We start from the raw sequence: 21791 nt of genomic DNA, 5'->3' as shown, positions 1-21791 counted from the left end.
CCTTACGTTTGTGCGGACACGGCCAGCGGCAGCATCCGGGTTGAAGAGCGGCGCTTGAGGACAAACAAGACCTGGAGCAGCAGCCCGATCGTGGCGACGCTGACCAGCAGGGCGGAAGACACCGCGATCTTCGGGGTCAGGTTGAACTGGATATCCGTGAACATCTTCACCGGCAAGGTCGTGGCCCCCGGAGACTGCATGAACAGGGACATCACCGTCTCATCGATGGAGACCGAGAACGCGAAGAGCGCCCCGGAGATCAGGCCAGGCAGGATGATGGGCAGATACACATGCCGCAGGACGGAGAGCGGTCCGGCCCCGAGGCTCTGCGCCGACCGGACCAGGGCCGGGTTGAGCCCGGCGAGGCTGGCGCGGGTGGTCAGATACACATAGGGGGTCGCGATCACGGCATGCGCCAGGCCGATGGGGACGATGCTGCCCACCATGCCGATCGAGATGAAGAACTGGTAGAACGCCAGCGCCAGCACCACGGTCGGCACGATCATCGGCGCGAGGATCAGGCCCACCACGGCGGGCTGGCCAGGGAACTTGCGCCCGTGCAGGCCGATCGCCGCGGTGGCACCCAGCAGCACGCCAATCACGACGGCGATCGCCGCCGACTGCAGGCTGGCCGTCAGGGCGGAGGTCCAGGCCCGGTCGGCGAAGAATCCGGCCACGGCGGCGAAGGAGATTCCCTCCGGCGGGAAGGTGATGTAGCGGCTGTCGTTCAGCGCGACCGGCACCACAATCGCCGTCGGAATGACGAGGAACAGGAAGGCCGGGATGGAAAGAAGCGCCAGCAGGCGGTGCTGCGGATTAGTTGTCTTCATGTTGGCCTCCTGCCTTGAGGACGCGCTGGTAGACGGCTACGAGGATGCTGACCATGACCGTCAGGATGACGGCCAACGCAGCGGCCCCGGAGAAGTCCGTGAGCTGTCGGGCGTAGTAGTCGATCTGGTTGGCGATCATCATGTCGCCGGGTCCGCCCATCACCACCGGGGTGATGAAGAAGCCCGTGCTGATGATGAAGACCAGCAGCCCGGCCGCGGAGATGCCGGGCATGCTCAGCGGCAGCGTGATCCTGCGGAAGACGGATCCTTCCCGCGCGCCAAGCGAGCGGGCCGCGAGCCCCAGCCGGTCATCGATCGATGTCAGCGAGGAGAAGATCGGGAACACCGCGTACGGCAGGAGGCAGTGCACCATGCCGACGATCACGGCGAACCGGTTGTGCAGCAACGGGATCGGCGCACCTGTCAGCCCGATTCCCTGCAGGAATGCGTTCACAATGCCGTTGTCCTGGAGCAGGACCGCCCAGGCGAAGTTCTTCACCAGGATGCCGGTCCAGAACGGCAGGAGGACGACGGCGAACAGGATCACCCGGGTGACATTGCCGGCCCGCCACAGGACCATGGCGATGATGTAGCCCAGCACCACAGTGACAATGGTGCTGGCCAGGCTGATGGTCAGGGTGTTGACCAGTGCGCGCACCACCAGCGGGTCCTCGAGGACCCGCTGGTAGGCGTTGTCGGCGAAGCTTGCGCCGACCAGTTTGCCCAGCGGCGTCAGGAACAGCACGACGTCGAAGGCCAGGATCGGGGCCAGCAGCAGCCACCAGCCGCTGCGCCGCCGTCGGGGTGCTGCCTCAGCGGAGGCCGGCGCCCCGCGGCCCCGGGGCCGGGGCCGGGGCCGTTCGAGAGTTGCGTTGCTCATGTCAGCTGGCCTGCCAGAGCTTGAACTGCTGCTCGGTCTTCTTCAGGTTCTGCGACCACCACTTGTCGTCGCGGACCAGGATCTTGTCTGCGAGCCGGGGGCTGGTGGGAAGCGTGTCGGCGATTTCCTTCGGCAGCTTGGACAGCGCCGGGGTATTGGCCAGGGTCAGGTTGGTGACCTTGTCGAACGCTGCGCCGGCCTCGGCGTCGTTGGACATGAAGTTCATCAGCTTGAAGGCCGCCTCCTTGTTCTTCGCGCCCTTCGGCACCACGAAGTAGTCGCCGGCGAGGACGGCGTTTTCGGCGGAAAAGTTCAGTTTCGCGCCGTCGTTGCGGGCTGCGTTAATTCGGTTGTTGAAGCTGGTGGAGAGCGAGACCTCACCGGAGGTGAGCTGCTGGATGGGCTCCTGGTTGGCGGCGTGGTACAGCAGCCGGTCCTTGCCCGGGTGCTGGCCCAGGACCCTCAGGGCCCGGTCGACGTCAAGCGGGTAGATCTTGTCGAACGGGACCCCGTCGGCCAGCAGGGCGGCTTCCAGGACGGAGCTGTCGGAGAGCTGGTTGTACACCGAGCGCTTGGTGTTGTACTTGCCCTGGTCGAAGAACTGGGCCCAGTCTTTCGGTGCCTGCGCGTCGGAAATGACCTTCTGGTCCCACGCCATGACAAACAGGAAGCTCAGGTACTTGATGCCGTATTCAGCCTTCGCGTATCCGGGCAGGCCCTTGTCGCTGATGATGTCGTAGTCGAACTTCTCCAGCAGCCCCTCGGCCACGGCCACCTCATACTCCGGCGCCGTGATTTCCACGAGGTCCCACTGCACGTCGCCGGACTGGACCTGGGCCTTGAGCGCGGCCAGGGAGGTGTTGGCCAGCAGCGTCGTCTGGATTCCCGACTGCTTGGAGAACGGATCCAGGATGGTCTGGGTCAGCTGGTCGTTGTACGAGCCACCATAGGACGTGACAGTCACCGTTTTGTTGGCGGCGGCACTTTCGGCGGGCTTCGCCGCGCAGCCGGACAGCGCCAGACCCGCAAATGGCGTCAGCGCTGCCGCTTTGAGGAGCTGCCTGCGGTCAAAGGGAGTGGAACGGAATGCTGTCATGGGGGAAGTGCCTCTCATGGACGCGGGCACGCCAAAAGAAGGCGTGCAGGATTGCGGGCGTGGTGGGGTGCGGTGCGTGTGATTGCGTGTGGCGCAGTGAAGTGAGAAGAAACAGTGGAGTGAGAAGAAGAAGTGACAGCCGCGGTTCGCGCGCGCCATCCATTCCACCTGGAGATCTCGAGTCCGCCTTCCGGCGGCTTTTCGGTTTCGCAACTGTAACTGTGAAGTTGCTCACTAGTCAACAGTTGTATTGCTTTAAGAAACTCCAGGGTTTCGGCCGCGGGCGGTTCCCCCGGCTGCCGGTTACCGGGGCCTGATTTGCACAGGAAATTCACAGCGAGGCGCTATTGCGGATACAGCGGGGCGACCGACAATGGTTCGACCTGATAGGAGTATTTGCCGGGCGATGGTGGCCGCGACTTACTGGAGTGTCAGTGGCGAGCGTTGTGACCAGTCGAGCCGGAATCAAGCGAACTTGTACCGACTAGTGATGGGCTCCCGGCATGATCACTCTCCGCAAGCATGTACTTCCCTCAGTCCTGGCCCTGGTCCTGCTCTCGACGTCGGCCTGTACCTCCGGGGTCGCGGCTGGCATCCCGTCCGGTGGCGCCACGAGCAAATCCGGTGGCGGGACGAGCCAATCCGCCAAACCCGCCAGTCCCAGGGTTGCGGTCCCGCAACTGAAACCGGCCAGTACGGTGGATGCGCGTGCGGTGCTGGCGGCGTTCAAGTCCCGGGACATGGTGGGGCACCTGCAGGCGCTGCAGCGGGTGGCCGATGCCAACGGCGGGAACCGGGCCTCGGGCACCTCGGGGTATGAGGAATCGGCCCGCTACGTTGAGGAGCAACTGCGCGCGGCCGGGTATGCGCCGGTGCGGCAAAGCTTCACGTTCAAGGAGGACGGCCGGCGCGGCAAAACGGTGGAGTCCTTCAACATCCTGGCCGACACCGGGGGCAGTGCCGAGCACACCGTGGTGGTGGGCGCGCATCTGGACTCCGTGCAGGAGGGCCCGGGCATTGATGACAACGGCAGCGGGGTCGCGGCGGTCCTGGAGACCGCGCGGTGGATGAAGGAGACCGGGATCACGCCGGCCAACCGGGTCCGGTTCGCGTTCTGGGGCGGCGAGGAGGACGGCCTGTACGGGTCCCAGCACTACGTCGACGAGCTCAGCGCCACCGAGATCGGCCAGACCGCGGCGAACCTGAACGTGGACATGGTGGCCTCGCCCAACGGGGTCCGCTCGGTCCATGACGGGGACGGGACGGATTTCGGCGACGCCGGCCCGGCCGGGTCCAAGGCGATCGAGGACATCTTCTTCCGCTACTTCCAGGAGAACGCGCTGCCGGCCGAGACCACGCCCTTTGACGGCGGGTCCGACTACGACGCCTTCCTCTCGGCCGGCATTCCCGGCGGCGGGCTGTTCACCGGCGATGAGAAGAGGAAGACCCAGGCCCAGGCCCAGACCTATGGCGGGGAGGCCGGCAAGGACCTCGACCCCTGCTACCACGAGGCCTGCGACACCATCGCCAACACCAACCCGGAACTGCTCACCGAAATGTCCGGCGCCCTGGCCTACGGCACCCTGGCCTACGCGATGGCCAAGACCGGCTAAACACCCCGCTACGCCACTGACTCCGGACCGCCGCACAGAAAGGTCCCCGGCCCAGCCACCTTCCGTTGAGGTGCCGGGCCGGGGACCTTGCAAGGGCCGAATTGTGCCTTAGATTCCAGCCCCGCGCCGCGCCGGGCCTCCTTGGGACTGCCGCACGGCGGCCGGCGTGAACTGTGCGCCGGTGTCAGGGAACCCGGGCACCGCAATGCGCGCGTGGGTGTGGATCTCCTCGACGGAGTCGCGCGTGTGCTGCGCGATCTTCTCCATGGTGGTGACCCACATGCCGTCCATCGACTTGACCCGGTCCATCAGCTGCTCCAGGGCCACGGCCTTGGACGGCCGGCCGGAAATGAAGGGGTGGTTGGTCAGGACGAAGCAGCTCCCGGCAGCGTGGTGGGCCTCGGCCTCCAGCGTCCACATTTCCAGGACCTTGGCCGGGCTTTCGATGACGCCGCTTCCGGAGACGCCCGGGTAGAAGGCATACTGCTCCCAGTCGTCCAGAGCCCAGTCGACAGGGATTTCCACGAGATCGCGGGGGTCTGCCTCGGCAACGCTGAAGCGGTACGGCGCGTCGCCGTCGAGCAGGCTTGAGTCATAAAGGAACCCGCGGTCGGCAAGGAGCGTCGCGGAATGCCAGTTGAGCTCCCACCACGGGGCGCGGTAGCCGGTCGGCCGGACGCCGGCGGCCTTGGCCAGGGCATCCAGGCCCCGGTCGATGTACCGCGCCTCCGTGGCGGCGTCGATGCCCTGCATGGGTTCGTGCAGGTATCCGTGGTGCGCAATCTCGTGGCCGCCGTCGGCTATCCGCCGGACCACGTCCGGGTAGCATTCGGCGGTGAATCCCGGGACGAAGAACGTCGCCTGGATCTGCTGGCGCTCGAGGATCTGCAGAATCCGCGGGACGGCGACCTTGGGCCCGTAGGACTGGTGCGTCATGAGGGACATGCGCCTGGTGCTCTGCGGGTCATGGGCGATGGTGCAGGATTCGGCGTCGACGTCGAAGGTGAAGGACGCTGCGGCCCGATGGCCTTCGGGCCAGGTGATGGGATGGGCGGTGTCGGCGAAGGCGGGGAAGTTCACGGGGCTGGTCTCCTGCTAGAGGGCGGTGCGGGTGGTTGACGGGACCGGGAGGTCGCTGGCGTGAGGCGCATCTGCGGCCTGTTCGCTGTCGGGAACATCAATGAACTTGCGGTGGAAACGCGGGCCGAGGACGGCGTAGGCGGCAGCGCTGGACAGTCCCCCGGCGAGCCAGGACAAATCCCACCCGCCCAGGGCAACCGCTATGGGTCCCTGCATTGCCGGCACCAGCCCGTACATGAACAGCCAGGTGGCGAAGATGCCGATGATCAATGAGGCGATGCCGGCCGGGTTCACGCCTGGCAGCCGCTTGGTGCCGACGGCGTCGAACAGCCTGGCCGGGTTACCGGGCCAGCGCTTTTCGATCCAGAAGTAGTGGACCAGCATGACTCCGCCCCAGGCAGCCACCCAGGCGACCAGCCCAATCAGCCATGCGTCCAGCACGGAGGCGAAGTCCTCCTGGAAGATGAAGAAGATCACGACCGCAAGGGAGAAGACGCCGACGAACAGGTTCAACTTGCGCCTGCTGATGGAGATGTCCAGCGCCTGTGTGGCTACGGAAAAGGTGTAGATATTCAGGATGTTGGTCGCGATGGGGCCGTGCAGCACCATGAGCAGCACGGGCAGGGCCAGCGCGCCGAAGTTCAGGACGATGAGCTTGCCGGGGTCTATTTCCCCTGTGTTGGTGGCCAGGCTGGCCCCCAGGATACCCAGCCAGACGACGGGGATGAACTGGCCCAGCACCGACGCGAGGTAGACCTTGCGCTTGGGCACCGTGGTGCTGACGAAGCGCGAGTAGTCGGCGGCGTAGGTGAACCAGGTGATGCCCCAGCCGATGCCGATCGCCGTCATGACAGCGCTCATCGCAGCGATGCGTTCCGAGCCTTCCAGGATGTGTCCTGCCGGGCCGGCGTAGGTCCAGTTGATCTTCATGCCGAACCAGGCCACTGCCGACATCACGGTCAGGATGATGATGGTCGGCGGGACGGTCCATTTTTCGAAGGCGGCGATGGCCTTGTAGCCGAACCAGGCAATGGTTACCTGGGCGGCCATGATGAAGGTGGCAATGGCGATCTTCCACGCATAGTTGTGGGCCTCCGGATCAACCCACCCCAGGGTTCCGAACAGCGCCATGACCAGGTCCAGGATGATCCAGGTGTTGACTGCACACCAGCCGATCACCAGAAGGGCCTGGATCGCCGCCGGGAGGTAGTTTCCGCGCCGGCCGAAGGCGGCGCGGGCCAGGACCATGCCGGTCGCCCCCGTCTTTTGCCCCAGCAGGACAAAGCATCCGAAGAGCAGCATCCCGATCAGGTTGCCAAGGACAAGGACGGTGACCGTGTCCGCGAACCCCAAGCCGAGCTGGATGCCGAGCGCTCCGAGCACCCAGTTGATCGGGGCGAGGTTGGCCCCAGCCCAGATCCAGAACTGGCCGGACACTTTGCGCGTCCGCTCTGATTCGGGGATGGGGTGGAGCCACGCTTCGTGGTCTTCACTGGCTTCCGGCGCGGTGCCGGCTGGGGCCGCTGGGGATTTTTGTCGCATGGGGAGCCTCCGAGGATGTGTGGGATTCCTCAAGATTATGTGTCGCAGGCCACATTCAGCCATATACAATGTGTCTAAAGAAACGTAGAGCGACGTGACGGAGTGTAATGTCCATTCGTCTTGAAGACGCCCTGAACCATCCGACGCTGGCGGCCGCCGATCCCGTCATCCGGGCAGCGGCCCGGGCTGCCGCCAGGACCCAGCTGCGGTGGATCCACTCCAGCGAGATCATCGACATCGCGCCGCTGCTTGCCGGCGGGGAGCTGCTGCTGACCGGCGGAGAAGCTCTCGCCCAGGCCTCCGAGGAGCGGCAGGTCAATTACGTTCGCCAACTGGCGGAGCGGGGTGTGGCGGCCGTAGCCATCGAAACCGGGGTGGCCCTTCCGTCACTGCCGTCCTCAATGGTGGCGGCCGCCGAAGCAGCCGGCCTTCCGCTGATCGAACTTCGCGCGGTGGTGCCGTTCGTCGGCGTCATGCAGGCCATAAACTCGATGCTGGTCAGCGACTCAGTGTCCCAATTGCGGCGGGCGGACGAGGCCAGTCACGCCATGGCAGTCGAGCTGACGCACGGCGGAGGCCTAGACCGGATCCTCGCCGTGCTGGCCGGCATCATCAATGCCGAAGTGACCCTGACGTCCATATCAGGCGCAACCCTGGCCAGCGCAACCCCGGGGCAGGCAGAGGCTTCCGACGCCGACGCCTCCTCCCCTGGGCCGCAGGAACAGGCACGCCTGATCCACATCGACGTGCCGATCCGCGGTATCCTCGCTGCCCAGCTGTTGCTCCGGGTCCCGGCCGGCGAGGACGAGAACCTGGCCCGGACAGCCGGGAACCGCTCAGTGGACATTCTGGCCCTGGCATTGCTCCAGCGGATGTCTCCCGGGCTCAAGGAAGTCGCCGGGGCGGCCCTGCTCCGCGCGATAGATTCGGGCAGCCAGACCTGGCGGCTCCAGCAGCTGGCTTCCGCGGCCGGGATTCCGCCGGGCGCCGCGCTCGTCGCCATCGTGATCCGCTCCGACATGCTCCAACAGCTCCGGGCGCCGGTGGAGCGCCTTCTGACCCGCGGGGCGCAGCCGAGCGCCACCTACGTCGACAACGCCGAGCTCCTGGCGGTGGCCGTCCAGCCGGGCGATAATCCGCGCGAAAGCCGGGATACGCTCCTGGCCGGCCTGCGGGGGCTGCCCGCGCTGGCCGATACGCTCGTCGCCGTCGGCCCGCTGGCCGCCGGGATCCCGGAAGCTCCCTGGTCCCTGTCGGAAGCCAGGCTCACGCTGGAATTGGCAGACGCGCTGGGACATTCGCCGGCGGGGGCAACCGGCCCGCACTGTCCCGTGATCGATTCCGAGGCATTCGCCGTCGAACGCCTTGCGGTGGGAAGCCTGGAGACCGAACAACGGCGCAACTTCGTGCGCCAGCAGCTGGGCGCACTCCTGGACCATGACGCCCAACGCAATTCGCGGCTGCTCGGTACCCTGGCCACCTGGCTTGATTCCGGATGCAACACCGCCCAGGCGGCCCGGGAGCTGCACGTGGAACGGCAGTCGATGCATCAACGGCTGCAGCGGATCTTCGAGCTGTGCGGCGGCGACCCCCGGCGGACGGGCCGGCTTGCGGCGTTGCATTTGGCCACGCGGCTGGCCCGGCTCAGCTGAGGCGGGTGCGTGTTGCTTGCCGGCCCGGCGTTAGTCGTTGCCGCGGGACGCGCGGCCGCCCAGCCGGCTGGTGATTTTGTCCGCCGCAGCCGCGCACGCTTCGCCCAGGCTCTGCAGTCCTTCGCGTGAGACGCGGAACCGGGGCGCCGAGATCAGGACGGCCGCCACGATGTCGCCGCGGTGGTCGTGGACGGGAGCGGCCACGCCCACTTCGTCGATGGAGGATTCGCCGTAGTTGATGGCCCAGCCGCGGGCCGTCACATCCTTGAGCTTGATCTGGTAGCCATCCAGGCCCGCGTCATCAAGTCCCGGGTAGCTGATCGCTCCGCTGCGCAGGAGGGTTCGGACGCGTTCGACGGGCGCTGCGGCCAGGAAGACCTGCACGGAGGCGCTCATGGCGTCGGTGTACCGGGCTCCCAGCGGGGTGGTGTGCTTGATCTGGTGGTGGCTCGCGATCTGCTCCACGCACATCGCCTCGGCGCCGTTCCACACCATGAGGGCACTGGTTTCGCCGGTCCGTTCGGTGAGTTCACGCAGGACCGGATACGCCACGCGCCGTTCTTCCAGTTCGGCGAGCAACGGTCCGGCGACGGCGATCAGGCCCAGCCCCAGCCGGAAGCGGCGGGTTTCCGGATCGCGTTCCACCAGGTGTTCCTGTTCGAAGGTGGCCAGGATCCGGGAAACGGTGCTCTTGTGCAGGCCCACCCGGTTGGCGATCTCGGTGACCCCGAGCAACGGTTCGTCCGCCGTGAAGGTTCGCAGCACGGCGATGGCGTTGACGATGACGGAGGTGCCCTTGGTGTCGCCGTTTCCGGTGGTCCCGGGAGATTCTGCTGGGGTCATGGTGTCTACCATCATTCCGCATGAGGGCCCAAAAGCGGCGCCACGGTGGACGTGGCGCCGCTTCTGCTGTCCGTCCCTTTCAGGGGGTGTGGGCCGCTCAGGCGCCCACGATGTTGTATTCCGGGCCGAACGGGAACTTCGTGATGTTCTCGGCTCCGTCCTCACCGACCACCAGGATGTCGTGCTCGCGGTAGCCGCCGGCGCCTGGCTGGCCGTCCAGGACGGTGATCATGGGTTCCATGGAGACCACCATGCCGGGCTCGAGCACGGTGTCGATGTCCTCGCGGAGTTCCAGCCCGGCCTCGCGGCCGTAGTAGTGGCTCAGAACGCCGAACGAATGTCCGTAGCCGAACGTCCGGTTGGCAAGGAGTCCGTGGCCCACGTAGATCTCGTTCAGCTCGGCGGCAATGTCCTTGCAGACAGCTCCCGGCTTGATGAGCTCGAGTCCGCGCTTGTGGACCTCCACGTTGATGTTCCACAGCTCCAGGGAGCGGGCGTCGGGTTCGCCGTAGAACAAAGTGCGCTCCAGTGCGGTGTAGTACCCGGACGTCATGGGGAAGCAGTTCAGGGACAGGATGTCGTGTTCCTGGATCTTGCGCGTGGTGGCCCAGTTATGGGCTCCGTCGGTGTTGATGCCGGACTGGAACCATACCCAGGTGTCACGAATTTCCGAATCCGGGAACGTCCGGGCGATTTCGTGGACCATGGCCTCGGTGCCGATCAGGGCGACCTCATATTCGGTGATGCCGGCGGTGATGGCGTTGCGGATGGCTTCGCCGCCCAGGTCGCCGATGCGGGCCCCGTGCTTGATCACCTCGATCTCTTCGGCCGATTTGATCATCCGCTGGCGCATCGCAGCCTGGGCCACGTCCACCAGGGTGGCCCCGGCAAAGGCTGCCTGGATCTTGTTCCGGTTGTCCAGCGGGAGCGAATCGTCTTCGACGCCGAGCCGGCGGGGGTTGATTCCGCGGGTGCGCAGCGCCTCCTGGATGGCGAAGATGTAGTTGTCCCGGCGCCAGTCCGTGTACACCACGTTGTCGCCGTAGCTGCGCCGCCACGGCATGCCGGCGTCGATGTTGGCCGTGACCGTCACGGTGTCGTCCTTGGTGACCACCATGGCGTAGGACCGGCCAAAGTAAGTGAAGAGGAAGTCCGAGTAGTACTTGATGGAGTGGTAGCTGGTCAGGACGACGGCGTCCAGGTCCTTCTCCGCCATGATGCGGCGCAGTCCGCCGAGCCGGCGCTCAAATTCGGCGTTGGAAAAGGTCAGCTTTTCCTTCTGCCCGTTGTGCAGGACTTTCAGTCGCTCCAGTTCGGCGATGGACGAAGCGTTGTTGGAGGTTGCGATGGTCATGGTGGTGGTGCCTTTCTGCAGTGCTGTTCTTTGGAGGGGAAAATTTGGGGGGCCGGCCGGGGCTACTCGTGGCGCAGCGGTTCTTTGCTGGTTTCCCGGGAGAGCGCCACGGCGATCAGGGAGATGGCCGCGGCGCCGGCCAGGTACCAGGCCGGCGCCAGGTCATTGGCCGTCGCGGCGATCAGGAGGGTGGCCATGAACGGCGCAGTGCCGCCGAAGAGCGCGTTGGAGAGATTGAAGCTGACGGCGAAGCCGCTGTAGCGGACGCGGGTGGGGAACATTTCCGCCAGGAAGCTCGGGAGCGTGCCGTCGTTGAGCGTCAGCATGCCCCCCAGCAGGATCTGGACCAGGACGATCACCAGGAAGTTCCCGGTGCCCAGCAGGGCGAAAGCCGGCACGGTCAGCAGGATGAAGCTCAGGGATGCGGCGATCAGCACTTTCTTGCGGCCGTAGCGGTCCGAGAGCATACCGGTCAGGAAGATGAACCCGATGTATGTCACCAGGGCGATGGTGGTGGCCAGGAAGGATTCGGCCGCACCGAGACCGAGCTCCGAGGACAGGTACGTGGGCATGTAGCTCAGGATCACGTAGAACCCGACGGCGTTGAGCAGCACGGCTCCGACGGCCTTCAGCAGCAACCGCCAGTGGTTCCGGAAGAGGCTGGATACCGGGGCCTTGATGGCCTGGTCCTCCTCTGCCAGTTCGCGGAACACCGGCGTGTCTTCGAGCTTGGTGCGGATATAGCGTCCGATCAGGCCCATCGGGGCGGCGAGCAGGAACGGCAGGCGCCATCCCCAGCTCTGCATCGCCTCTGCGCTGAGCAGGACGGTCAGCAGGCCCGCGAGCAGGGAGCCCAGCAGCAGGCCCGCGGCCGTGCTGGCCGGAACCACGGCCGCGTACAGGCCGCGCTTGTTCGCCGGGGCGTACTCCACCAGGAAGGCCGACGCACCGGCATATTCGCCCGAGGCCGAGAAGCCCTGGACGACGCGCACCACCAGGAGAAGGATCGGCGCCCAAATGCCGATGGCGTTGTATCCCGGGATCAGGGCGATGCAGAAGGTCGCTCCGGACATGATCAGGATTGACAGGGAAAGCGCGGTACGGCGCCCCACCCGATCGCCAATGTGGCCCCAGACAAAGCCGCCCAGCGGCCGCACCAGGAATGAGATCGCGAACAAGGCGAAGGTCAGCAAAAGCGCGGTCTGGGGATTGGACTCGGGGAAGAAGACCGCGGCGATTGTTGCGGCCAGGTAGCCGTAGACGGCGTAGTCGAACCATTCGACGAAGTTCCCGATGAAGCTGGCGGCGACCACCCGCCGTCGGGTTTCCCTGCTGACTGCGGGATCGTGGCCGCCAGGGGCCGCATGGCCGCTCAACGTAGTTTGTCCCGGGGAAGTACTGCCATGCCCGTTATTCGACTCCGGGCTGGTCTGCCCCGCAAGAGTGGCGGGGGAGGAATTTTCGTTACTCATGTGTCCACCAAAGTGTTTTGAAGTTGCAATCAGTGCAACGCTGTTGCACCAGATTAGGCGTGACGCATGACACAGTCAATGCTTTTTTGCTTCCGACCTTGCGCACAGCGCGGGAGAGATGTCGCCGCAGCCGCGCGGCAGATGCCCGCAAGGCGACAGCAAGATGGTTGCATTCAGCGTGACAGCGTTGCACATTTGCGACGCGCGTGCGTCAGCTTGGGAAAAGCTTGAGCCGGCAGGCGCCGCAGTTCCGCCCCGACCGACGCGGTGGCAAACTGGGTGGACTATCGAGTGACTGGGGGGTCCACGTCAGGAGATCGTCATGGGCATTCTGGTACGCACGCGCACTTCCGGCCGCCGGACGGCGGGCCAGCCATGATGGCCGGGTGGGCCTATCTCATGGCGGCAATCATGACCGTCGATTCGCTCCTGCTGGGACTGCTCCTGATGAACGTGAAGTGGCCGAAGCGCTGGAAGTAAAGTGCATCTCGTCGCAGTCCTGAGCCTGGGGTGGATTCAGTGCTCCGGCTACGGACCGGACCTGTCCATCGACGCCCTGGGCGACTACTCCCGCACCAAGCACGCCATGACCAACCGCGGCCGCTGATCTGAGGTGGACCACGGCGGGAGCCGCCCGCTGTCGCCCACGTCGCCGGAAGCGTGCGGGTTCGCCGTATACTTCCGGCGACCCCGGACGTTTCCGGCGATTTCGCCCGCTAGAGGACCTTGCGGATCGTCTCCTCGAAGCTGGTGACGTGGTGCAGGGCGAGCTCGGCCGCCCTGTCCGCGTCGCCCTCGGCCACCGCCTTGAGCAGCTCCACGTGCTCGCTAATGTGGCCGCTGACCGAGGGAACCTTGTCCAGGACCAGGCACCAGATGCGAGTGGCCAGGTTGTCGTAGCGGATCAGAGTGTCCTCCAGATGCGGGTTGGCCGCGGCCCGGTAGATCAGCCGGTGCACCGTCAGGTCGTATCGCATCAGCTCGCGGGACTCTGCAGGACTCGGGGCCAGTTCCGCAATGGTCTTGGCGACATCCAGCAGTTCGCGGCGCATGGCGGCGTTGGCCCGCGTTGCCGCCCGGCGCGCCGCCAGCGGTTCGAGCAGTTCCCGGATTTCCGAGACGTCGGCCAGTTCCGTGAAGTCCACGGTGGTGGCAAACGTTCCCCGTCGCGGGTAGGAAACCACCAGGTGGTCCACTTCCAGCCGCTTGATCGCCTCGCGCACGGGAGTGCGGCCGAACCCGAGCTCGGCGGCGAGCTGCCCGTCATTAATGGGTTCGCCCGGCCGGATGTCGAGCATGATCAGCTTGTCGCGCAGCTGCCGGTACGCGGCCTCCGCCTGGGAGATGGCCTCGTCCTCTGCGGGCGGCAGGACGGTGAGTGCATTCACGGCTCGGCTCCGTTTCTGGATTTCAACCGGAAGCCTGGTTCCACTTGGCTTCCGGCTATTGACTCTGGTGTGATCTCAATCATACCATTGTTCTCACACTGATATATCAGTCATAGCAATAGTGGTATTTCAAAGGAGCAACCGTGGTTGAGCAGTTGAACGAGCGACTTTCCGTAGTCGATCCCGAGGTCGAAGAGGCCGTGGCGAGGGAACTGAAGCGCCAGCAGTCCACCCTGGAAATGATTGCGTCCGAGAACTTCGCCCCCGCCGGGGTCATGGAGGCACAGGGTTCGGTGCTGACCAACAAGTACGCCGAGGGTTACCCGGGCAAGCGCTACTACGGCGGCTGCGAGCACGTTGATGTGATCGAACAGCTCGCCATCGACCGGGTCAAGGCCCTGTTCGGCGCCGAGTACGCCAACGTCCAGCCGCACTCCGGCGCGCAGGCCAACGCTGCCGCCATGTTCGCCCTCCTGGAACCGGGCGACACCATCATGGGACTGGCCCTGGCCCACGGCGGCCACCTCACCCACGGGATGAAGATCAATTTCTCCGGCAAGCTCTACAACGTGGTCCCGTACCACGTGAGCGAACACAACCACCTGGTGGACATGGCCGAGGTGGAGGCCCTGGCCCTTGAGCACCGGCCCAAGATGATCGTGGCCGGATGGTCCGCCTACTCCCGGCAGCTGGACTTCGCCGAGTTCCGGCGCATCGCCGACCTCGTGGGCGCCTACCTCATGGTGGACATGGCGCACTTCGCCGGCCTGGTCGCCGCAGGGCTGCATCCGAACCCGGTCCCCTACGCCGACGTCGTCACCACCACCACGCACAAGACCCTCGGCGGCCCGCGCGGCGGCGTGATCCTGGCCAAGGAGGAGTACGCGCGCAAGATCAACAGCGCCGTGTTCCCCGGCCAGCAGGGCGGCCCACTGGAGCACGTGATCGCGGCCAAGGCCGTGGCCTTCAAGATCGCGGCATCCCCCGAGTTCAAGGAACGCCAGGAGCGCACGCTCGAAGGCGCCGGGATTCTCGCGTCCCGGCTCCTGAAGGACGACGTCGCGGCGGCCGGGATCTCCGTGGTCAACGGCGGCACCGACGTGCACCTGGTCCTGGTGGACCTGCGGGACTCGGAACTGGACGGGCAGCAGGCCGAAGACCGGCTCCACCGGATCGGCATCACCGTCAACCGCAACGCCGTCCCGTTCGATCCCCGCCCGCCCATGGTCTCCTCCGGGCTGCGGATCGGCACCCCCGCCCTGGCCACCCGCGGCTTCGGTGCCGCGGAGTTCACCGAGGTGGCAGACATCATCGCCTCCGCCCTCATCTCGCAGGTGCCGGGGGACGAACTCAGCGACCAAACCGCCGCTGAACTGCGCGGACGCGTCAGCGCCCTCGCGGACCGATTCCCCCTTTATCCGCATCTCGGCACCAGCACAGCGGCGACCGGGCTTGAGGCAGAACTGATTGGAGCAGCACAATGACCACCGAACACCTGCCGGAGCACCCGGACTTCCTCTGGCGCAACCCAGACCCCAAGTCCTCCTACGACGCCGTGATTGTCGGCGGCGGCGGACATGGACTGGCGACGGCGTATTACCTGGCCAAGAACCACGGGATGACCAACATCGCCATCCTGGAAAAGGGCTGGCTCGCCGGCGGCAACATGGCCCGGAACACCACCATCATTCGCTCCAACTACCTCTGGGACGAGAGTGCCGCGATCTACGAGCACGCCCTGAAGCTGTGGGAGATCCTGCCCGAAGAACTCGAATACGACTTCCTGTTCAGCCAGCGCGGGGTCATGAACCTGGCCCACACCCTGGGCGACGTCCGCGAAAGCGTCCGCCGCGTCGGAGCCAATAAACTCAACGGCGTCGACGCCGAGTGGCTGGACCCGCAGCAGGTCAAGGAACTCTGCCCCATCCTGAACATCAACGACAACATCCGCTACCCGGTCATGGGCGCCACCTACCAGCCGCGCGCCGGCATCGCCAAGCACGACCACGTCGCGTGGGCGTTCGCCCGCAAGTGCGATGAGCTGGGCGTGGACATCATCCAGAACTGCGAAGTCACCGGCTTCATCAAGGACGGGAACAAGGTGGTGGGCGTCAAGACCAACCGCGGCACCATCAACACCGAAAAGGTGGGACTCTGCGCGGCAGGACACAGCTCGGTGCTGGCGGAAATGGCCGGGTTCCGGCTCCCGATCCAGTCCCACCCCCTCCAGGCACTGGTCTCCGAGCTCCACGAGCCCGTCCATCCCACGGTGGTCATGTCCAACCACGTCCACGTCTATGTCTCCCAGGCGCACAAGGGTGAATTGGTCATGGGCGCCGGAGTGGACTCCTACAACGGCTACGGCCAGCGCGGATCATTCCACGTGATCGAGCACCAGATGGCAGCCGCCGTCGAACTCTTCCCGATCTTTGCCAGGGCCCACGTGCTCCGGACGTGGGGCGGGATTGTGGATACCACCTTGGATGCCTCCCCGATCGTGGGCACCACCCCGGTGGAGAACATGTTCGTCAACTGCGGGTGGGGAACCGGCGGATTCAAGGGCACGCCGGCCGCCGGGCTGACATTCGCCCACACGATCGCCACCGGAACACCGCACAAACTCAACCAGCCCTTTGCACTCGAGCGCTTCGAAACCGGCGCCCTGATCGATGAACACGGCGCCGCCGCCGTGGCCCACTAGAAAGAGGTAAGGACATGCTCCTGATTCCCTGCCCCAACTGCGGTGCCCGCGACGAGACCGAATTCCACTACGGCGGCCAGGCCCACGTGGCCTACCCCGAAAACCCGGCAGAGCTCACGGACCGCGAATGGGCCGAGTACCTGTTCTACCGCGACAACACCAAGGGCGCCTTCGCCGAACGCTGGCTGCACAGCACCGGGTGCCGGCAATGGTTCAACATGCTCCGCGACACGCTCACCTACGACATCCAGGCCGTCTACCCGATGGGCGAACTCCGCCCCGCCACGGGAACCACAGCCCCCACCCTCACCAGCCCCGTATCCCCGGAAGGAGCAGTCAAATGACCGCTCAGCCGCAGCCCGCGCGTCTTAGCACCGGCGGCCGCATCGACCGCAGTGTCACCTGGCGCTTCACCCTGGACGGCCGTGAGTACACGGGCCACCCCGGCGACACCCTCGCCTCCGCGCTGCTGGCCAGCGGCCGGCTCCGCGCGGGTGACTCCCTGTATGAGGGACGGCCCCGCGGCATCATGTCCGCCGGGGTGGAGGAATCCAACGCCCTGGTCAAGGTCGCCGCCCGGTTCCCGGGCCACGTGGCCGAATCCATGCTCCCCGCCACCACGGTGTCCCTCGTGGACGGCCTCGGCGCCGAGTACCTCAGCGGACTGGGAAAATTGGACCCGGCCGAGGACCACGCCGAATACGACAAGAAATACGTCCACACCGACGTCCTCGTGGTCGGCGGCGGGCCCGCAGGCCTGGCCGCAGCGCGGCAGGCCGTCCGCGCCGGTGCCCGGGTCATCCTCATTGACGACCAGCCCGAACTCGGCGGATCACTGCTGTCCGAATCCACCGATCCCGCCCTCGCGGAGACCATCGAAGGGCAGCCCGCCCTGGAATGGGTGGCCAATGTTGAAGCCGAACTGATCTCCGCAGCCGAGTGCACGGTACTGAACCGCACCACCGCCTTCGGTTCCTACGACTCCAACTACGTCATCGCGGTCCAGAACCGGACGGACCACCTCTTGACCCCGGCCGCACCCGGCGTGTCCCGCCAGCGGATCTGGCACATCCGCGCCGCCCAGGTCATCCTGGCCCCGGGTGCCCATGAGCGCCCGCTGGTCTTCGAAAACAACGACCGCCCCGGCATCATGCTGGCCTCCGCGGTCCGCAGCTACCTCAACCGCTACGCCGTCGCCGCCGGTTCCCGTGTGGTCATCAGCACCACCAACGACAGCGCCTACGCCCTGGCCGCCGACCTCCGCGCCGCCGGCATCAAGGTCGAGGCCGTCGTGGACGCCCGCGCACAGCTGAGCGAAACCGCCGCGGCAGCCGCCGCGGCCGGCACCCGCGTGCTGATCGGCAGCGCCGTCGCCAACACGACGGCCGATGCGTCCGGCGACGGCCGGCTCGCCGGCGTCACCGTCCGGAGCATCAACGACGCCGGCGAACTCACCTCGGGCATCGAACAGCTCGCCTGCGACCTGCTGGCCGTCTCCGGCGGCTGGTCACCCGTGGTACACCTGCACTCCCAGCGCCAAGGCAGGCTCCGCTGGGACGACGACCTCGCCGCCTTCGTCCCCAACAGCGTGGTTCCCAACCAGCAGGTGGCCGGCTCCGGCCGCGGCACCTTCGCCCTGGACGACTGCGTGGCCGAAGGAGTCTCCGCCGGGGCCGCAGCGGTCCTGGCCGCGGGCTTCGACTCCGACGTCGAACCTTCACCGCCGGCGGCGCCGCGCGCCTCCGCCCCGACCCGCCAGCTGTGGCTGGTTCCCGGGGAGGACGGCGGTCCGGCGGACTGGCACCACCACTTCGTCGACTTCCAGCGCGACCAGTCCGTGGCCGATGTCCTCCGCTCCACCGGGGCCGGCATGCGCTCGGTGGAACACGTCAAGCGGTACACGTCGATCAGCACCGCGAACGACCAGGGCAAGACTTCCGGGGTGAACGCGATCGGCGTGATCGCTGCCGCGCTGAAGCACGGCGGCGGTGAAACGGTTGGGGTAGGCGAGATCGGGACCACCGCCTACCGTGCCCCCTTCACGCCCGTGGCGTTCGCCGCCCTCGCCGGCCGTCAGCGCGGCGAACTCTTCGACCCCGCCCGCCTCACCTCCATCCACCCCTGGCACGTCGCCCAGGGCGCCCTCTTCGAAGACGTCGGCCAATGGAAGCGGCCCTGGTATTACCCGCAGGACGGCGAGGACATGGACACCGCGGTCCTTCGCGAATGCGCCGCCGTCCGGGAATCCGTGGGCTTCATGGACGCCACCACCTTGGGCAAGATCGAGATCCGCGGCAAGGATGCGGGCGAGTTCCTGAACCGCATCTACACCAACGCGTTCAAGAAACTCGCTCCGGGTTCGGCCCGCTACGGCGTCATGTGCACTCCGGACGGGATGATCTTCGACGACGGCGTCACGCTCCGCCTGGACGAGGACCGGTACTTCATGACCACCACCACCGGCGGCGCGGCCAAGGTGCTGGACTGGCTGGAGGAATGGCTGCAGACCGAGTGGCCTGAACTTGATGTGCACTGCACGTCCGTCACGGAGCAGTGGTCCACGATCGCCGTCGTCGGACCAAAATCCCGCGCCGTGCTCGCCAAAGTGGCGCCGGAACTGGCAGTCGACGGCGGCCTGGACGCCGAGGCTTTCCCGTTCATGACGTTCCGCGAGACCACCCTGGCATCCGGCGTTGCGGCCCGGGTCTGCCGGATCTCGTTCTCCGGCGAACTGGCCTACGAAATCAATGTTCCGTCCTGGTACGGACTGAGCACCTGGGAGGCCGTGGCGGCGGCCGGCGCGGAGTTCAACATCACCGCGTACGGCACCGAGACCATGCACGTGCTGCGGGCGGAGAAGGGCTACCCGATCGTCGGCCAGGACACCGACGGAACCGTCACCCCGCAGGACGCCGGCATGGAATGGGTGGTGTCCAAGGTCAAGGACTTCATCGGCAAACGCTCCTACACCCGCAAGGACGCCGGCCGCGCCGACCGGAAACACCTGGTCAGTGTCCTCCCCGTGGACGGCAGCATCCGGCTCCCCGAAGGCACCCAGTTGGTGGAACAGGGCATCACCGTCAACCCCGCCTACGGCCCCGTGCCGATGCAGGGGTTCGTGACCTCGAGCTACCACAGCGCGGCGCTGGGCAGGTCGTTTGCGCTGGCCCTGATAAAGAACGGGCGCAACCGCATTGGCGAAACCTTGGTGGCCGCCGCCGGCGATCAGCTGGTTGACGTTGTCGTCGCAGAAACAGTACTTTTTGACTCTGAAGGGGCCCGTAAAGATGGCTGACACAGCAGCACTCGAAAATTCCAAGAAGATTCAGACCCTCCGGAAGAGCCCGGCGTCGGTCCTGAGGACAGCTTTTGAAGCGGGGTCCGTTGCGGGCACCGTGGAGCTGCGCGAGGTGCCGTTTCTGACCATGGCAGGGCTTCGGGTCGATCCGGCCGGCGAGGCCGGGAAGCGGCTGGGCACTGTGACCGGAGGGCTGCCCTCCGCTTCGGGGGAAGTCCGCGGCAGCGGCGACACCGCGGTGCTGTGGCTGGGCCCGGCAGAATTCCTGCTCGTGGCCCCCGCCGAATCCCACGAAAGCCTGGGCGGCGAGCTCCCCCGGGCGCTCATCGCAGCACTGGGCGACGGCGAGGGCCAGGTGGTGGATCTCTCCGCCAACCGCACCACGCTTGAGCTCTCCGGGCCCCGGGCCAGTGCCGTGCTGGAGAAGGGCTGCGCCCTGGACCTGCACCCCCGGGTCTTCAAGCCCGGGACGGCGCTGTCCACGGAAATCGGCGGCATCCCCGCCATTCTGTGGAAGACCGGGGACGAGACCTACCGGATCTTCCCGCGGGCATCCTTCGCGGAGTTCCTGGGCCGCTGGCTCCTGGACGCCATGCGCGAATATGCGTCCACCGAGGTTCCCTGATGGCGCTCAGCGTCCTGGACCTGTTTTCTGTTGGTATCGGGCCGTCCTCCTCCCACACGGTCGGCCCGATGCGGGCGGCCAAGCGGTTCGCCGATGGGCTCAAAAGCGATGGGCAGCTGAGCTCAACGGCGAAGGTGCAGGCCGAGCTGTTTGGTTCCCTCGGCGCCACCGGCCGGGGCCACGGTTCGGACAAGGCCGTCGTCCTGGGGCTTCAGGGCCAGGATCCCGAGAGCGTGGATACGGGCACCGCTGATGACCAGGTGGCTGCCGCTGCCCTGGATGCGGAGCTCCAGCTCGCCGGCCATCACCGGGTCGACTTCAATTGGGATGAGGACGTGGTCCTGCACCGCCGCAAGTCGTTGCCGGCCCATCCGAACGGCATGACCTTCCGGGCGCTTGACCACAACGGGGCAGTGCTCCGGGAGCGCAGCTACTACTCGATCGGGGGCGGCTTCGTCGTCGATGGCAACGCACAAGGCGCTGACCACGTGGTGGCCGACGAGACCGTGCTGCCCTACCCGTTCACAACAGCTGACGAACTCCTCGAAATATGTCGCCGCGAGAATATGTCCGTCTCCGACGTCATGCTGGCCAACGAACTCGTCTGGCGCAGCGAGGCCGACCTCCGGGAAAAACTCCTGGCACTGTGGGCGGTCATGCGCCAATGCGTGGACAACGGCTGCGCTGCCGAGGGCATCCTGCCCGGCGGGCTGAACGTCAAACGCCGCGCCCCGGCGTTGTTCCGGACGCTGGCAGCATCCGCTCTCAGCGCCGAGGCGGATGCCCGGAACCCTTCGCTCGTCCACGTGCCTGCCGACCCGCTGCTCGCCATGGAATGGGTGAACCTCTTCGCGCTGGCCGTCAACGAGGAAAACGCCGCGGGCGGCAGGATCGTCACTGCTCCCACCAACGGCGCCGCCGGCATTGTGCCGGCCGTGCTGCACTATTACGTCAAGTTTGTCCCGGGCGCCGACGACGACGGCGTCATCCGGTTCCTGCTGGCGGCGGCCGCCGTCGGGATCCTGTTCAAGATCAACGCCTCCATCTCCGGGGCGGAGGTCGGCTGCCAGGGCGAAGTCGGATCGGCGTGTTCCATGGCGGCGGCGGGACTCTGCGAAGTGCTGGGCGGCACCCCGGAACAGGTGGAAAACGCCGCCGAAGTCGGGATCGAGCACAACCTCGGGCTGACCTGCGACCCCGTCGGCGGGCTCGTGCAGATCCCCTGCATCGAACGCAACGCGATCGCCAGTGTCAAAGCCATCAACGCCGCCCGCCTGTGCCTCCACGGCGACGGCAGCCACAAAGTCTCGCTGGACAAAGCAATCAAGACCATGCGCGAAACAGGAGCAGACATGAAAACCAAGTACAAGGAAACCTCCCGCGGGGGCCTCGCCGTGAACGTCGTGGAGTGCTGACC

At 66.3% G+C, this 21791-nt stretch carries 18 protein-coding genes; 9 read left to right on the top strand and 9 right to left on the bottom strand.

What is annotated here, in order from left to right:
* Positions 1-2 precede the first annotated feature (2 nt).
* Genes ABH915_RS01630 through ABH915_RS01620 form a run of 3 tightly spaced genes read right to left on the bottom strand, consistent with a single transcriptional unit; the run spans position 3 to position 2806 of the window.
* Positions 3-830: an ABC transporter permease gene (locus tag ABH915_RS01630; protein WP_026539571.1), complete on the bottom strand. Its 828-nt coding sequence runs from the start codon at positions 828-830 to the stop codon at positions 3-5.
* Positions 817-1710, bottom strand: a complete 894-nt coding sequence (locus tag ABH915_RS01625) for an ABC transporter permease (RefSeq protein ID WP_370117072.1) — start codon at positions 1708-1710, stop codon at positions 817-819. The genes ABH915_RS01630 and ABH915_RS01625 overlap by 14 nt, the downstream gene beginning before the upstream one ends.
* Position 1711: 1 nt before the next feature.
* Positions 1712-2806: an extracellular solute-binding protein gene (locus ABH915_RS01620; protein ID WP_018775012.1), complete on the bottom strand. Its 1095-nt coding sequence runs from the start codon at positions 2804-2806 to the stop codon at positions 1712-1714.
* A 503-nt stretch (positions 2807-3309) separates the two neighbouring features.
* On the opposite strand from ABH915_RS01620, the gene ABH915_RS01615 reads away from it, so the two are divergent.
* Complete coding sequence (locus ABH915_RS01615) at positions 3310-4419, top strand: M20/M25/M40 family metallo-hydrolase (RefSeq protein ID WP_370117068.1); 1110 nt, start codon at positions 3310-3312, stop codon at positions 4417-4419.
* 108 nt (positions 4420-4527) lie between these two features.
* On the opposite strand, the gene ABH915_RS01610 is transcribed toward ABH915_RS01615, so the two are convergent.
* Positions 4528-5499, bottom strand: coding sequence for a polysaccharide deacetylase (locus tag ABH915_RS01610; RefSeq protein WP_370117066.1), 972 nt, complete (start codon positions 5497-5499; stop codon positions 4528-4530).
* Positions 5500-5514: 15 nt separating this feature from the next.
* Complete coding sequence (locus tag ABH915_RS01605; protein ID WP_370117063.1) at positions 5515-7041, bottom strand: cytosine permease; 1527 nt, start codon at positions 7039-7041, stop codon at positions 5515-5517.
* A 107-nt stretch (positions 7042-7148) separates the two neighbouring features.
* On the opposite strand from ABH915_RS01605, the gene ABH915_RS01600 reads away from it, so the two are divergent.
* Positions 7149-8693: a PucR family transcriptional regulator gene (locus ABH915_RS01600; RefSeq protein ID WP_370117060.1), complete on the top strand. Its 1545-nt coding sequence runs from the start codon at positions 7149-7151 to the stop codon at positions 8691-8693.
* A 30-nt stretch (positions 8694-8723) separates the two neighbouring features.
* Here the strand turns inward: ABH915_RS01600 and ABH915_RS01595 are convergent, their stop codons facing one another.
* From ABH915_RS01595 to ABH915_RS01585, 3 genes are all read right to left on the bottom strand, one after another.
* On the bottom strand, positions 8724-9536 hold the full coding sequence (locus ABH915_RS01595) for an IclR family transcriptional regulator (protein WP_370117058.1): 813 nt from the start codon (positions 9534-9536) through the stop codon (positions 8724-8726).
* A 97-nt stretch (positions 9537-9633) separates the two neighbouring features.
* On the bottom strand, positions 9634-10890 hold the full coding sequence (locus ABH915_RS01590; protein ID WP_370117055.1) for an aminopeptidase P family protein: 1257 nt from the start codon (positions 10888-10890) through the stop codon (positions 9634-9636).
* 62 nt (positions 10891-10952) lie between these two features.
* Positions 10953-12362, bottom strand: a complete 1410-nt coding sequence (locus ABH915_RS01585; RefSeq protein WP_370117052.1) for an MFS transporter — start codon at positions 12360-12362, stop codon at positions 10953-10955.
* Positions 12363-12843: 481 nt separating this feature from the next.
* Between ABH915_RS01585 and ABH915_RS01580 the strand changes: the two genes are divergently transcribed.
* A complete protein-coding gene (locus ABH915_RS01580) occupies positions 12844-12969 on the top strand; it encodes a hypothetical protein (RefSeq protein ID WP_370117049.1) in 126 nt (41 codons plus the stop codon).
* 109 nt (positions 12970-13078) lie between these two features.
* Here the strand turns inward: ABH915_RS01580 and ABH915_RS01575 are convergent, their stop codons facing one another.
* Positions 13079-13750, bottom strand: a complete 672-nt coding sequence (locus ABH915_RS01575) for a GntR family transcriptional regulator (RefSeq protein ID WP_370117046.1) — start codon at positions 13748-13750, stop codon at positions 13079-13081.
* Positions 13751-13893: 143 nt separating this feature from the next.
* Here ABH915_RS01575 and glyA point away from each other — a divergent pair, with 143 nt between their 5' ends.
* Genes glyA through ABH915_RS01545 form a run of 6 tightly spaced genes read left to right on the top strand, consistent with a single transcriptional unit; the run spans position 13894 to position 21789 of the window.
* Positions 13894-15234, top strand: coding sequence for a serine hydroxymethyltransferase (gene glyA, locus ABH915_RS01570; protein ID WP_370117043.1), 1341 nt, complete (start codon positions 13894-13896; stop codon positions 15232-15234).
* Entirely contained in the window at positions 15231-16451 is a 1221-nt protein-coding gene (locus ABH915_RS01565) for a sarcosine oxidase subunit beta family protein (protein ID WP_018775572.1), read from the top strand. The genes glyA and ABH915_RS01565 overlap by 4 nt, the downstream gene beginning before the upstream one ends.
* 14 nt (positions 16452-16465) lie before the next feature.
* A complete protein-coding gene (locus ABH915_RS01560; RefSeq protein ID WP_370117039.1) occupies positions 16466-16795 on the top strand; it encodes a sarcosine oxidase subunit delta in 330 nt (109 codons plus the stop codon).
* Entirely contained in the window at positions 16792-19746 is a 2955-nt protein-coding gene (locus ABH915_RS01555; RefSeq protein WP_370117036.1) for a 2Fe-2S iron-sulfur cluster-binding protein, read from the top strand. Before ABH915_RS01560 ends, ABH915_RS01555 begins: the two co-directional genes overlap by 4 nt.
* Positions 19739-20374 carry a sarcosine oxidase subunit gamma gene (locus ABH915_RS01550; protein WP_026539061.1) on the top strand — a complete coding sequence of 212 codons (636 nt, stop codon included), beginning with the start codon at positions 19739-19741 and terminating at the stop codon, positions 20372-20374. Before ABH915_RS01555 ends, ABH915_RS01550 begins: the two co-directional genes overlap by 8 nt.
* Positions 20374-21789 (top strand): L-serine ammonia-lyase, encoded by a 1416-nt coding sequence (locus ABH915_RS01545; protein ID WP_370117033.1) that lies wholly within the window; start codon positions 20374-20376, stop codon positions 21787-21789. Before ABH915_RS01550 ends, ABH915_RS01545 begins: the two co-directional genes overlap by 1 nt.
* The last annotated feature ends 2 nt before the right edge of the window (positions 21790-21791 follow it).

Origin of the sequence: Arthrobacter sp. MW3 TE3886 (assembly GCF_041262145.1) — a bacterium.
Taxonomy (GTDB): Bacteria; Actinomycetota; Actinomycetes; order Actinomycetales; family Micrococcaceae; genus Arthrobacter.
This window is presented reverse-complemented; position numbering and strand designations above follow the sequence as displayed.